At 43.5% G+C, this 13,776-nt stretch carries 10 protein-coding genes and 1 pseudogene; 5 read left to right on the top strand and 6 right to left on the bottom strand.

Features of this window, described 5'->3' with window-relative positions; genetic code table 11:
• The 5 genes and pseudogenes from F6K57_RS29245 to rpmG form a co-directional block, all read right to left on the bottom strand.
• Positions 1 to 1,004: pseudogene (locus F6K57_RS29245) on the bottom strand (ammonium permease); the annotation flags it as partial.
• A gap of 129 nt (positions 1,005 to 1,133) precedes the next feature.
• Positions 1,134 to 2,336, bottom strand: coding sequence for a transposase (locus F6K57_RS29240; RefSeq protein WP_293071784.1), 1,203 nt, complete (start codon positions 2,334 to 2,336; stop codon positions 1,134 to 1,136).
• Between the two features lie 195 nt (positions 2,337 to 2,531).
• Positions 2,532 to 4,589: a ribonuclease R family protein gene (locus F6K57_RS29235; RefSeq protein WP_293071783.1), complete on the bottom strand. Its 2,058-nt coding sequence runs from the start codon at positions 4,587 to 4,589 to the stop codon at positions 2,532 to 2,534.
• Positions 4,590 to 4,957: 368 nt separating this feature from the next.
• Positions 4,958 to 5,173, bottom strand: a complete 216-nt coding sequence (gene rpsR / locus F6K57_RS29230; protein ID WP_008191262.1) for a 30S ribosomal protein S18 — start codon at positions 5,171 to 5,173, stop codon at positions 4,958 to 4,960.
• Between the two features lie 121 nt (positions 5,174 to 5,294).
• Complete coding sequence (gene rpmG / locus F6K57_RS29225; protein ID WP_293020919.1) at positions 5,295 to 5,489, bottom strand: 50S ribosomal protein L33; 195 nt, start codon at positions 5,487 to 5,489, stop codon at positions 5,295 to 5,297.
• A gap of 892 nt (positions 5,490 to 6,381) precedes the next feature.
• Here rpmG and F6K57_RS29220 point away from each other — a divergent pair.
• Positions 6,382 to 10,005 (top strand): filamentous hemagglutinin N-terminal domain-containing protein, encoded by a 3,624-nt coding sequence (locus F6K57_RS29220; protein WP_293071782.1) that lies wholly within the window; start codon positions 6,382 to 6,384, stop codon positions 10,003 to 10,005.
• Between the two features lie 117 nt (positions 10,006 to 10,122).
• On the opposite strand, the gene F6K57_RS29215 is transcribed toward F6K57_RS29220, so the two are convergent.
• The gene (locus F6K57_RS29215) at positions 10,123 to 10,257 is read right to left on the bottom strand and encodes a hypothetical protein (RefSeq protein WP_293071781.1); all 135 of its coding nucleotides are present in this window, start codon (positions 10,255 to 10,257) and stop codon (positions 10,123 to 10,125) included.
• A 298-nt stretch (positions 10,258 to 10,555) separates the two neighbouring features.
• On the opposite strand from F6K57_RS29215, the gene F6K57_RS29210 reads away from it, so the two are divergent.
• From F6K57_RS29210 to iscB, 4 genes are all read left to right on the top strand, one after another.
• Complete coding sequence (locus tag F6K57_RS29210; protein WP_293071780.1) at positions 10,556 to 11,086, top strand: thylakoid membrane photosystem I accumulation factor; 531 nt, start codon at positions 10,556 to 10,558, stop codon at positions 11,084 to 11,086.
• 161 nt (positions 11,087 to 11,247) lie between these two features.
• On the top strand, positions 11,248 to 11,856 hold the full coding sequence (locus tag F6K57_RS29205) for a hypothetical protein (RefSeq protein ID WP_293071779.1): 609 nt from the start codon (positions 11,248 to 11,250) through the stop codon (positions 11,854 to 11,856).
• A gap of 71 nt (positions 11,857 to 11,927) precedes the next feature.
• Positions 11,928 to 12,161, top strand: a complete 234-nt coding sequence (locus F6K57_RS29200; protein ID WP_008182312.1) for a hypothetical protein — start codon at positions 11,928 to 11,930, stop codon at positions 12,159 to 12,161.
• A 287-nt stretch (positions 12,162 to 12,448) separates the two neighbouring features.
• Positions 12,449 to 13,669 carry an RNA-guided endonuclease IscB gene (iscB, locus tag F6K57_RS29195; protein WP_293071778.1) on the top strand — a complete coding sequence of 407 codons (1,221 nt, stop codon included), beginning with the start codon at positions 12,449 to 12,451 and terminating at the stop codon, positions 13,667 to 13,669.
• The last annotated feature ends 107 nt before the right edge of the window (positions 13,670 to 13,776 follow it).

Below are 13,776 nucleotides of genomic sequence, written 5' to 3'. Positions count from 1 at the left end.
AGGATAATTGGACTAAAAAATACGCTGGATATTCCACCAGCTGCTGCTGCCATCATGGTAGTTGTGATGGTATTGGCTACATAATCGAGATCCTTTGCTGAGCCACCATTAAAACCAAACCAGCCCAGCCAAAGAATTAAGCAGCCTAAGGTGGCTAAACCCAGATTATCCGCAGAGAACTTTTCAGTTTCGAGACCTTCATATCTATCTGTTCTTAAATTGTAGCCAAAACGACCTTGTCGTGGCTTTAGTAGCCAAGCCCCTACCAAGCCAGCCATACCACCAACACTATGGACTACAGTTGAACCCGCAAAATCATGAAATTTTAGCGCCTTGGCTAGCCAACCATAGTGTCCCCAAACCCAGTGACCGGTTACGGGATAGATAAAACCAACCAGGAAAAAACTAAATAGGAGAAATGCCCAGAATTTTACCCGTTCAGCAACAGCTCCTGAAACAATAGTCGCTGCAGTTCCAGCAAAGACTAACTGAAATAAAAATAGAGACGCAAAGGAGTGATTAGACCAATCTTGATTGAGACAATTAAATCCTGATTCTGGAAAGCCCAGATTTCCAAATTGGGGAAAGGGAAGATTAAAAAACAAGCCCTTTTGACCCACTAAACTTAAACTAGTATTTTCTCCTGGAACACAACTGTAAGTAATGCCATCACCAAACATTAAGCCAAAGCCAATTAGCCAAAATGCTAAGGCTGATATACAGAAAACTATCAAATTTTTAGCCAAGACATTAGTCGCATTTCTTCGTCTACATAACCCGGCTTCTAACATGGCAAAGCCAGCATTCATAAAAAAGACTAGAAAAGATGAAACTAACAACCAGATAGTAGACAGGTTAGTGAAATTATTCGTGTTACTATCTTGTGCTGCTGCTACACCAACCCATCCCAGCAGGATGGTAATAGCAAAAGATAGGCAGAAGTACCAACGGCTCGGTACCGAGGTGATTTGGTGTTTTAATCTCTTGTACTTATGTCGAGACATCAAAGCAAGCTTTCTAGTTTTACAGTAGAAGTGAATTTCCAACTGGTAAGTAGGTTGACATACTTACATAACACTATTAAATTACACTGTTAAATCACACTATATGATGTTTCTTGACACTCCCCACAGCTAGAAGCTGGGGGATTCTTGGTTCAACGAGGTTACTTGCTTTTCCAGGCCGGAGCCAAGAAGAGTAGAGGCACCCTCTCCCCAAGCGTTGATTAAAGTTCCGGTGTGCCCCACCGTACTCAGTGCTCTAGTTAGGATATTTTTGGCGGCATTGTGGTCTCGATCTAATTGACAGCCACATTGGCAAACGTGAGTTCGAGTCGATAATGACTTTTTGACCATCTCACCACAACTGGAGCAATTTTGGCTTGTATAAGCCGGATTAACTGCAACAGTTATTCGGCCAAACTTTTGGCCAAAATACTCCAACCATTTTCTAAACTGATACCAACCAGCATCGTTAATAGACTTGGCAAGACAATGATTCTTTACCAGGTTTTTAATTCTCAAATCTTCGTAAGCGACCAGATCGTTAGACTGGATTACGCAACGCGCGAGTCTCTTCGCATGTTCTTCACGTTGCCTACTTATTTTGAGGTGTGTCCTGCCTAGATCATTAATTGCTTTCTTACGGTTAGCAGAGCCTTTCTTTTTCCGGGAAACCCGACGCTGATAAAATTTCAGACGTCTTTCGCTTTTTCGATAGAACCTTGGATTGGGTTCTGAATACCCGTCTGAGTCCGTATAAAACTCTTTCAGTCCTACGTCCAAACCAACAGTAAAGCCGGTAGCTTCTAGTTGTTCGTGATTGTCTAATTTGACACAGAATTGAACGTAATAACCATCCGCCCTTTGGACTATTCTGACCCGCTTGATAAGTTTTTGGTCGAAACGCCATAAGTCCCAGGTACCTTTGAGTTTAACCTGGCCAATCCCTTTATTGTCGGTGAATTTTATCGACTTTTTATCTGGCCATAACTTCCATCCAGACTGCTTGTATTCGACCGATCTAGAATGTTTTTTAAAACGGGGGTATCCCTTTTTGCCAGGAACCTTATTTTTGCAGTTGTCATAAAACCGCTTGATAGCCCGTTCTACATTCTCAACGGACGCCTGGCATGCATGACTATTAAGGTCTTTTACGAACTTGAATTCTTCGCGTATTTGGGTGTTGTAACGGTACAGTTCTTTCTTGCCCACTCCACGGTTGTCCATCCAGTACCGAAGTACTTTATTTCGGACAAATCTTGCTGTCCTAATTGCTTCGTCTATTGCTAATTTTTGAGGCTCTTTTAAAACCGCTTTAAATTCCATTACCAACACCCAGTATCACCTCCTTGATTGGCTTAGTTTGCTTACTATTATAGTCGGTATTTTAAAGGAAAAGTTACAGCTATCTGTTAGGGAATAAATTCCTTTCGGGCTAACCCCATGAATAGAATTCAGGGGCTTGCGCCCTCAGACTTTTCGGTCACATCATTAACTGCTTACATCCGAGCCTTATACAAGAAAAGGGATTTACGCGAACCTGTTGACAGCAGAAGCTGAGCCATCTTCTAGCTTTGAGTTAAAAGCAAGTTGAGCCTCTGAGTTCGCTAGTTCTTGAAAATGAATAACTTCTTTACGGGGATCAGCGTGACTGACTTTGACGTGTAAGCGATCGCCTAATTGAACCGAACGCTGGAAACGCATGGGCAATTCTAGACCTAACTCTTCTAGGAGAATGTTGCCCTTATTCTCGTTTTCTCGCCACCAACTGAGTACTAATACTTGCCAAACCTGATTCGGGTTACGCCGTAAATATTCCAATCCCCAATATTTGTTGGTATCACGTTCTACTTCACTAGCGTCCTTAGCTGTTCTGGTTACACTCTGCATCGTTTCGAGCAAATGTTCAGCTTCAAAGGGTAGGGGGTCACCCCGTAGATGAGCTTTCAGCTGGAAATGAGTCATTAAGTCAGTGTAGCGGCGGATGGGAGAGGTTACCTGGGTGTAAGTTTCCAAAGCCAAACTAGCGTGGCGTGTTGGGGTAATGCTCATTTCGCTTCTAGGCATACACCGACGCATGGCACAGAACCGCACTGGACCCGCTGGCAATAGCAGCAGTTCTTCTTGGGAGGGAAGTTCTGGCTGGGGTTGTCCTCGGAATGGTAGGGGAATTTGATGCAGTTGACCATAGCGTCCAGCCACTTCACCTGCCAGAATCATCATTTCTGCCACCATTTGCCGTGATGGTGAATCTTCTAACACCTCAATGGTAATTTGCTCATCATTTCCCACCTTGATTACCGACTCTGGCATATGGATACTAATCGCCCCTTGAGACTTGCGCCACTTTTGCCGACGCACAGCCGAGTTAGCGATCGCAAACAGTTCTGTTTCTGCCTGTACCCCTAACTGCAACATTTCATCTACATCTTCATAAGTCAGGCGATAGGTGGGTTTAATCAAGCTGGGGCGAATCTGATAGTCATAGATGGCACCATCTTCATCCAATATCACGCCAAAACTGAGTGCGCCACAGACTTGACCTTGAACCAAACTCATTGGACCAGTTGCCAGTTCCGATGGGAACATGGGAATCATGCCTGTGGGTAGATATATGGTGGTACTACGCCGTCTTGCTTCTAGGTCAAGGTTATCCCCTGGCATTACCAAGCGGGTTGGGTCAGCGATGTGAATCCACAGACGCTGAGTGCCATCCTCTAGATCTTCTATACTCAACCCATCATCTATTTCTTGGGTACTTTCATCATCTATGGTGTAGAGTTTCAGATGAGTTAAATCCAAGCGATCTGAATCTGGGTCAGTAGGAGGATTTGCCAGGTATTGCTGGGTCAATTCGAGTACCTCACGACGAAATTGAGTTGGGATTTTATGACGCAGCAAGTACTTTTGGTGAGGATGCCACAAACCCAGATTTACCAACAAATTGAAGGCATTTTCTGGGTTTTGATGGCGTTTTACTGCTTCCAGAGTTTCCTGAACTGCACGAGAGGGTTTATCTGGTTCACTAACGAACCGTTCTAGAGCATCAAAGCGAGTGCGATCGCTATCAAGCCACTCTACTTCCTCACCCCCTAGCTTTTGTTGTACTCGCTTCAAAAATTCTTCTTGTTCCTGGTGCTTTGATTGAGCCGCTGCCAGTTGATGCTTGATTTCAGCCACCATGCTAGCGGAGCGGGGTTCATAGGTTTGTGCTTTGTGTTTAAAATAGATTTTGTCTTCAAACAGAATACAGTGTGCAGCATAGCACTGGGGTGGACTTTGCTCAGAAAATAATAACTGTGCCATGTCAGCACAGGTAACCGCCTCTCCTTCTTCCACCAGTAATTCCCAGGCTAATTCTAAGCTATCTGGGTCTAGATACGGTTGTACTCGAGCAAGAAACTCTGGTATTTGTGATGGCTTATAAGTAGAATCCGCCACTGTGTAGGTGACTTGTCGAGGATGGAGCTTGTGCAGTTTCCCCCGTTGATCCAAAGCAATCAAGTGGTTCTTGCCCTCTGGACGATCGACAACGGCGAGATGGCGTTCTCCTTGTAAGCGAAATTCGATTAGTGTTCCCTTTTCCACCAGTTCTGATAACCCGGGTAGCGTTTACCAAATCCACCTCCCCCCAGTCTATCCTGTGTTGTTGAGATGCCCAACTCAGCAGAGGGGGTCAAGTCTAAAGTCTGAAGTCTGAAGTCTGAAGTCTGAAGTTGTCAGCGCTCAGTGGTCAGCGCTCAGTGGTCAGTGTAACTCCTGGTTGAGTCGCAAGTTTTTAGTTAACCATGTCAGCCATGCAGAGCGCGAGTGGCCTCCCCATGAGGCCACTGCATCCCACGCCTGAGCCATCGATCACCCCATTTCATCCTTCATACTTCATCCTTCATCCTTCTTATTTGATATTTCATTCTTCACACGGGAAATATCCCAGAGGAAGACCGTGATTGTTCACCTTAACCTTCTTTATTAATATAGGGTAGCAAAGCCAAGAACCTTGCTCGCTTAATGGCTGTGGTTAGCTTTCGTTGTTGTTGAGTCGTTAGATTAGTAATGCGGCGGGGTAAAATTTTTCCCCGTTCAGTGATAAACTTGCGCAGCAACTCAACATCTTTATAGTCAATCGGTTCATCGGGTTTGATCGGAGAGAGACGTTTACGAAAGTAAGTCATGATTGGTTATGATTGGTTATTGGTTATTTGGGTTACTGGTTAATGATTATAGTCATTTGTTCTTTGTCAATAGTCCATTTTGAATTAAAAAATTCAATTCACAAATGACCAAGGACCAAATCTACTTGATTTCTTTGTGAATTGTGTGCCTGTTGCAATTGGGGCAAAATTTCTTCAGTTCCAGACGTGATGTTGTGTTACGGCGATTCTTCCTAGTGGTATAGCGGGAAACACCAGCCGAACGCTTATTGGAGTTACTGCGACATTCCGTACATTCTAGAGTAATAACGATTCGGACACCTTTCTTACTTGCCATAGTTTTTTTTCTAAGAACTCAAATATTACAATTAAACACAATTTACTATTATCTCATGGGATGCCCCAGTCTATCAAGTAGATGCAAAATTTCTCAAGTCTCGGGAAAAACCTCACGCCTTGTTGACACGATCATAGTGCAGCGCGATCTCGTCAGTGGCTAGGGGATCCCACGGCAGTATCCTTGAAATGGCTTTAGATAGACCAATTTTTCAGCCAATCCGAAGCGCTTTAGTGCAGCGAAGCCAAGCATGGCCTACCATTTAGTGATAGTTAGTATAGCACTACCCATTAAGGTGTTTGACATTCCTAAACTCAGCAAACTTAGTCATAGCTTACTTTTGACTTCTGACGCAAGAACCTTGCTGACTTGCGCGTAGCGCTATAATAGTAAGACTCCCTTAACTAGCCAGACCAAGACCTTTTGGGCAAAGCCCGAAGCTGCGCGAACGGTCAATCCCACAGCTGCTCCATTGAAGTATCTGATTCAGCAACTATAGCGCTAATTAAAATTGCTCAGATTAAGCGGCTCCTAACTATAGCGCTAGTTTAGAACTTCAGTCCAATTACTCCACTATTGGAAATTTCAGCAATTTTGGATATGATAGGATGCTCCTGATCAGCCGCTTTGGATCAGCATTCCCTGTAGCCCTAGTTAATCTGAATTAACAAAACTTTACATCCATGGCTACCACCTATAGGTGTATAATAACTAAAATTATTCTTTCCAAAAAGAATAACAGTCTCAAGCCATTATGAATCAAACTGATTAGCTGTTACTAGGTTAATCAAAACTAGGTTAATTAATACTAACGTAATCGATGGCAAGAAATTGATTAACCTTAAGTGCCTAAGTAAAATCACCCGACCCAGGATCAGGAGAAACCATTGCCATGGCATTAGATGTCTTGAAACGGTATAACACTCAGTTAGGGTTAGCCCTATGTTTAGCCATTAGTGGAGCGTACGCATTTTCAGCTAACCAAGCTCATGCTCAGATTACTCCTGATACTACCTTGCCCACAGGGGAAAGATCGCAGCTAGACCTGGGCTCTGGTGATGTAAACGGGAAAATTGTTGATCTAATTAAAGGAGGAGCAATCCGGGATATCAACTTGTTCCACAGTTTTTTAGAATTTAATGTTGAAAACGGGCAAAGAGTTTATTTTGCTAATCCAGCTGGGATTGAAAATATTCTGTCTCGGGTAACTGGTGCTAATCCCTCCAATATTTTAGGAACCTTGGGTGTCGATGGTGGAGCGAATTTGTTTTTGATTAATCCCAATGGGATTTTATTTGGGGATAAAGCCAAGCTGGATGTATCTGGTTCATTTGTGGGCACCACTGCTGATGGGATTGGGTTTGGGAATCAAGGAGTGTTTAGTGCTTCTAATCCAGAGCCTCCTTCGCCATTGCTGACGGTTAATCCTAATGTGTTTTTCTTTAATCAAATTCCGGGGAATATTACCAGTCAAGCCAAGTTAGAGAAGCTGGCAGTTGATAACCTATTGTTACTTGGTGGTGATGTTGAGGTTAAAGATAGTAAGATTAGCACCAATCAAGGTGGGAATATTCTGTTAGCGGGATTGGGCGCACCAGGACAAGTAGCATTAACTAAAGACGGTAACAAGCTAGGTTTAGATTTTCCGGATGGCGTCAAGAAAGGGAATGTTGTAATTACCGATAGCGCTATAGAAACTTTCGTAGCAAAAGATAGTAATGTTGATGGTGGTGAGATTAGGATTATTGCTGATTCTTTGGAAGTAGAAACCTCTAATCGAGATCAGGGTATTTTTACTAAAACTGAGAATAATGGTCATAAAAGTGGTGATATTATTATAAGTGCTGATAACTCAGTATCGGTTCGCTCTACTTCTCGCCGAAGAGGAGATAATGGCATCTTTACCATGACCAATCGAGAAGGTGGAGAAGGCGGAAAAATTACTATCGATACTGGCTCGTTGACAGTAGAGACGGCTCGAAGAGAGCAGGGAATCTTCACCACAACTAAGGGAAATGGTCAGAAAGGGGGTGATATTATTATTACCGCTGATGACTCAGTTTCGATTATTGCTTCTAATAGCGGAAATCAGCATGGAATTTTTACCTTAACAACTGATGACAAAAAAGGTGAACTAAAAGGTGGACCAGGAGGAAGCATTCAAATTACTGCTGGCTCCCTGGTAATCGAATCTAGGAGACAAAACCCAGGAATTTCCGCAATAACAGGGGGAGATGGTGATAGCGGCAGCATTACCATCGATGTGACTGGCGATGTACTCCTGAAAAAGCAAGGTACCATTAAAACAGAACAACGTAATTCCAAAACAAAGGGCAGTGTCGGCAATATCTCATTAAAGGTCAATGGCAATGTTACCCTGGCTGATAACAGCAGAATTAAGAGCCAAAATAGCGGTAAGGGAACCGGAGGAAAAGTTACGATCTTGGCTGGTGGAGCAGTTGAGGTTAAATACGATAGCAAAATTGAGAGTATCGCTCAAGATAAAGCTGAAGGAAATAGCGGGAGCATTGAGATTGAAGCTGATTCCCTATTGCTTGATGCTCGCAAAGATCCCAGCAATCCTGAATCGGAAAGAGGTCTAGTCCAAATTACAGCTAGGACTGACTCAAAAGCTGGGGGTGACGGCGGTTCCATAGACATTCGTGTCGGGTCACTGACGATGATTGGATTAGGCTCAGATAAAAATCCAAGGGGTGGTTCTGATGGTATAACTGCTAATACATCAGGAAATGGAAACGCGGGCACGATCGACATCAAAGTTGATGGAGAATTTATCATGACAGATCGAGCCCAAATTGAAACAAGATCCCAAAGGGGAGTTACAGGCAATGGTGGCGAGATAACCATTAAAGCTGGCTCACTATTCTTAAGCAATAGAAGCTCGATCGATGCTCAGACTACAAACAACAGTCAGGGAAATCCTGGAAATATCGAGATAACTGCTAAAGATAAGATTGAGGTTACCAATAGCGACATCCGAACTGCCATAGGGCGTAACGCGGGAAACCCAGAGAGCGCGCAAAACTCCCCAGGAGGCCTTGGTAACATTACCATTACAGCTCGCTCTCTATCCCTCAAAGATGGAGGGAAATTAGAAGCTTCGACTAATGGCAAACTCCCAGCAGGTAATATTACAGTCAATGCCACCGATTTTGTGGAAATTTCTGGGGTTAAAAGAACCAGTAGCATATCCACTGCAACTAGAGAAGGAGCTGAGGGTAAAGGAGGGGGTATTGACATAACAACAAAGAGCTTGAATCTATCAGATGGTGGAGTTTTGAATGCCCAAAGCGAAAGTGACTTTACCGGTGGTGATATCAACATTGATGCCGATGAAGTGCAACTAACCGATGGTGCTGAAATTATTTCCACTGCCAAAACAAGTCAAGGTGGGAACATAACCTTAGATTTAGACATCTTGACGGTAAACAATAGCGAAATTTCCGCTTCCACTAAAACAGGGATAGCAGGAAATGTGACTATAGAAACAGATAAGCTAACTGTCGAGAATGGAGCACGAATAGCAGTAAGCGGTGTAGAATTAACTCAGAATGGTTTTCCAGAAACCGATGTGGATGAGAGCGAGGGAGGAGTAGCTGGCACACTAACCATTAAGGCTGAGTCTCTAACCCTAGACAACGGCCAACTTGTAGCTGCTACTGGCAAACAAACCAACAACCAAGAAGCAGCAACTATCGAAATCAATGTACCGGGAGTGATCATACTCGATAACAACAGCCTAATTTTGGCTAGCGCTATAGGTAATGCCAATGGTGGAAATATCGATATTTCTGGTGGAGTATTAGTAGCGCTACCTCTAACTAATGATGAGAAAGGTAGCGATATATTTGCTAATGCTCAGCAAGGGGATGGTGGAAAAATTAACATCACCCTGCAAGGCTTATTCAATATGAAGGTACTCGAAGATGACCGTGCATTTAGGGACTCATCTGGAAATATAATCGAATCCCTAGCTTTTGAGAATAATAATAGTGAAATAGCAGCTCTGAGCTTTAGCGGTGGTCAATCTGGGACTGTGACCAGGGATATTACCGGCTCAGCACAGGATCCTGAAAACTTACCAACATCACTAGTTGACCCTTCAGCATTAATTGTTGCTAACTGTCCCAGTAGCGGAAAAGTAGCCGTAGATGAACTGGGTGAATTCATTGTTACTGGACGAGGTGGCTTACCCCCGAGTCCCCTAGACCCAATCAATCAACAGTCTGTACTGGTAGATTGGATCACCCTTGATACTGAAGAAGAGAAGATCGAAGAAGCTACCTCTACTCCTACCCCTGAGGTCAGTTACTTGCCCATGAGAGGGAAACGCCGCACTGCCGAGACTCCTACTCCTTCTCGTCCGAAGAAAATAGTGGAAGCTCAGGGTTGGACTGTTGGGGAGGATGGTACAATTATCCTGACGGCTGAACCGAATACTGTTACACCTAAGAGTAATTGGTATATTCCTAGGTCTTGTGGTAGCAAGGGTTGAGGCAGTTGAATATCAATTCCTTTAGCTGGAGTGGTGTTGCCCATCACTTCTGCTGATCAACTGTGCCTTGGGCATCAGCAACCGAGGATTTTTGATAATTTTCCCTGATCGGAAATCTCAGGCGCGCGTTCGAATGGGCAGGTAAACTGCCCTTGGGTCGCTCCTGCTGATCTGACAGTGATACAGTGATGAATGCGATCGCGTGGGTGCAGTATATGCGATCGCATTCATAGCGTGTATGATGTCACTCATCCGTAGCATTTCTCTGCTGGGATAGAAAACAGGCTAGTCACCATTTCATTCATCCGGTTGACTCACAACTAAGTCTAGTTATCCTGGTAGTGCAGCCAATATGCCTGCACTACGGTTCACAACTGAATTACAATTGCTATAGTGATTGTTGCGATTTTTGAAACCCTTGGACTTGGATTCACCTCGGATTTGAGATAAGGGCTAATAATTCGGTATGATAGACGGTTTAGGAAGATTCGGATACAGGACTATTAAATATAGTTGCTGTGTAAGGTGTAGATTTGTTTCCAAATGCCTATTGATTCTGGTCGGCTTACTGAGCTGCTGGTATCTACTGGGAACACCATCAGCATTAGCAAGTTTCGATGATGACAGCTTTGATGGTAATATTTTTGCTCTGTATGCTGGGAATGGCTCTATAGTCCCACCACGAATTACCTTAGAAGATTCTTTGCGCAGGAAAAAGCCAGCTTTGTTGGTGTTCTACGTAGATGACAGTAGGGATTGCAAGCTATATTCTGTGACTATCTCTAAGTTACAGGAGCCTTATGGTAGGGCAGCGAGTTTTATTCCAGTCAACATCGACACTTTGTTAGCCGATGCTACCTATACACCCACAGAAGCGGGATACTACTACCAAGATTTAATTCCCCAGACAGTACTGATTGACCAAAAGGCAGAGGTAGTACTCAATGAAATTGGACAAGTTGCTTATGAACAGATAGATGATGTGTTTCGGGAAGTGTTTAACTTACTACCCCGTTCAGAATCTGTAGAGTTAAAGCTGCGCACTGTCAATGATATAAATGCTCAGTTAACATCAGAGTGATTTAATTGGCTTAGTGCTGAGACATCCATCCAATCAAACTCCCACAACGTAACATGAAGACAATTGTTTTAGTCATGAGTGAACTGCCATTGGCGTTTACCCTATTTTTTTGTCACGTTTACGGGTTAAGCTATTTGTAAGTACAGTTAACATCCGTGCTGATGTCCAAGGTTTACAGCACACAGGAGCTAATCGAAATTTTGGCTCAAGAACGTCGTTCGTGCATGAATGGGCAACGTCTTAATCTGTCAGCTTCGGTGTCTGGTAACCCTGTGATTGATCGCTTTCTGAAACCGGAGGGAATTCAAAAGTTCAGTGCTTATAACGACTTTAAAGCCGCAGTTCACAGCTACCAACGGCAACACCAAGTTTCAGGCATTATTTGGCGCGAACTGACTATGAAAGGAAAGACTCTACGTTATCCTGCTATTGACGAGCAGTTAGCCGCCCTAGAGAGTGACCTGAAAATCCTTAAAGCTGCCAAAGCTGACCTGTTCGAGTTTTGGCATAGAGGCATCCAAGGTATGGACTTATACCTAAGTATTAATTTTGGTAAAGACTATCAAAAAATTATGCCCAATGATGTAAAAGAGGTCGCCCAGAAAACGGAATGGGCAAATCTCTATGAATATAAGAATTACAACTTTTGGGAAATTATATTGCAGCTAGGTTGGGGGAAACCTGAGGAAGCATCCTATAAACGGGGATGGCCGACATCAGGAAGTGAGTACATTCATGCAGTTAATCCAGGCAAGCGCCCAATTTGTTGACCGCTATCCCCAGGTCGATGGGTTGTGGGGTGCATAAAGCAGTATTATAAATAAACGAGGAGCGGTCAAACATGAAGGAACAAACTATTAATCAAGTTATTGATCAACAAATAGAAGAATTGGACTATTCAATTCGACAGGAATTAACCAAGCTTGGCAATCAAGCCGCAAAGATGGGTTTAATTGGTGGACATGGTTATTACTTAGGAAGGTACGAAATCCTATGCAAAGGTCAAATCTTCACTCTTTCACCAGAAGAAGCTTACTCTTACCTAAAAAAATTGGTAGCACAACACCAAAGATAATTGGGAAACTGTAAACAACTCACCGCTAAGTATTTCGGCGTAGCCGACGCTGCGCGAACAGACTATAGCGGGAGCTTTCAAGCTCAAAGTTTACCAGTCTAAGTTTTTATAGAACTACGTTATTTCTAAGAGTTCAAGTTCCTACCTGGGGATGCGTAGCTAGTCCCCAGCTCTAGAACCCGGTCGTTAAACAGGTGTAGTTGAGTTAAACCAGTGCGATTGGGAAAGTACCGAGAAATAACTTTGACTAAGCTAACTTTACCCTAGCGATAGGAGAAAACACAGTTATGCGTGTATTTGTACTTAACAAAAATCGGCAACCTTTAGACCCTTGCAAACCGGTGAGAGCTAGAATTTTACTCTCAGCAGGCAAAGCCAAGGTCTATCGTCGTTATCCGTTTACTATAATCTTGACGGAGGAAATAAAAGAACCAACAACTCACGGGTCACAAATCAAAATAGATCCTGGGGCAAAAACAAGTGGCTTAGCTATCGTCCAAGGGAATCGAGTGGTTTGGGGAGCCGAGCTTACTCATAGAGGTTTCCAGGTAACAAACGCTTTAACCTCTCGTAGGCAGTTAAGGCGTGCCCGACGCCACCGTAAGACTCGATATCGTCAGCCCAGATTTCTTAATAGAACTAGACCAAAAAGTTGGCTAGCTCCTAGCCTGACGTCTAGAGTTCAAAACATTTTAACTTGGGTTAAAAAACTGACTCGATTATGTCCTGTTACGGGCATCTCTCAAGAGTTGGTCAGGTTCGACACTCAAAAACTGCAAAATCCTGAAATATCTGGGATCGAGTACCAGCAGGGTACACTTTACGGTTACGAACTTCGGGAATATTTGCTTGAAAAATGGAATCGTAAATGCGCTTATTGTGGGGCAACAGATATTCAGTTAGAAATTGAGCATATCAAACCCAAGTCTAAAGGCGGATCCGATCGGGTTTCTAATTTAGCTATTGCGTGTCGCCCATGCAATCAAGCTAAATATAATCAAGATATTGAGCTTTTCCTGTCTAAGAAACCTAGTATTCTCAAGGGTGTATTAAGTCAAGCTAAACGTCCTTTAGCAGATGCGGCTTCTGTTAATTCAACTCGTTGGAAGTTGTACCACGAACTGAAATCAATTGGGTTACCTGTTGAGGTTGGTAGCGGCGGATTGACTAAATTCAATCGATGCCGTCAAAGCCTTCCAAAAACTCATTGGTTAGACGCAGCGAATGTCGGAAAGGTTGAAACATTGATGATCGAAAACTACCAACCTTTGATGATTGCTGCCAAAGGTCACGGAACTCGTCAGCTTTGTCGAACAAACAAGTATGGTTTTCCTGTCCGTCACTGTTCAAGGACAAAAATTCATAAAGGCTTTCAGACGGGTGATATTGTCCGTGCTGTGGTAACTCAAGGCAAGAAAATCGGTACCTACGTGGGACGAGTTGCAACTCGAAAATCAGGATATTTCAATATCTCAACTAAATCAGGACGTGCGGCTTGTTCTAAGTAAGAGCCTCCTTTACCAGGAGGGGTAAGACTTAGGTAATTCGCGGGGACAACCCCGAAAGATTACAACTATTCATCCGGATGGCGGTGCAAACCCGACCCCTAGAAGAG

Origin of the sequence: Moorena sp. SIO4A5 (assembly GCF_010672005.1) — a bacterium.
In the GTDB taxonomy this organism is placed as follows: Bacteria; Cyanobacteriota; Cyanobacteriia; order Cyanobacteriales; family Coleofasciculaceae; genus Moorena.
Note: the sequence above shows the minus strand (reverse complement) of the source record. Positions and strands in the feature narration are given on the sequence as shown.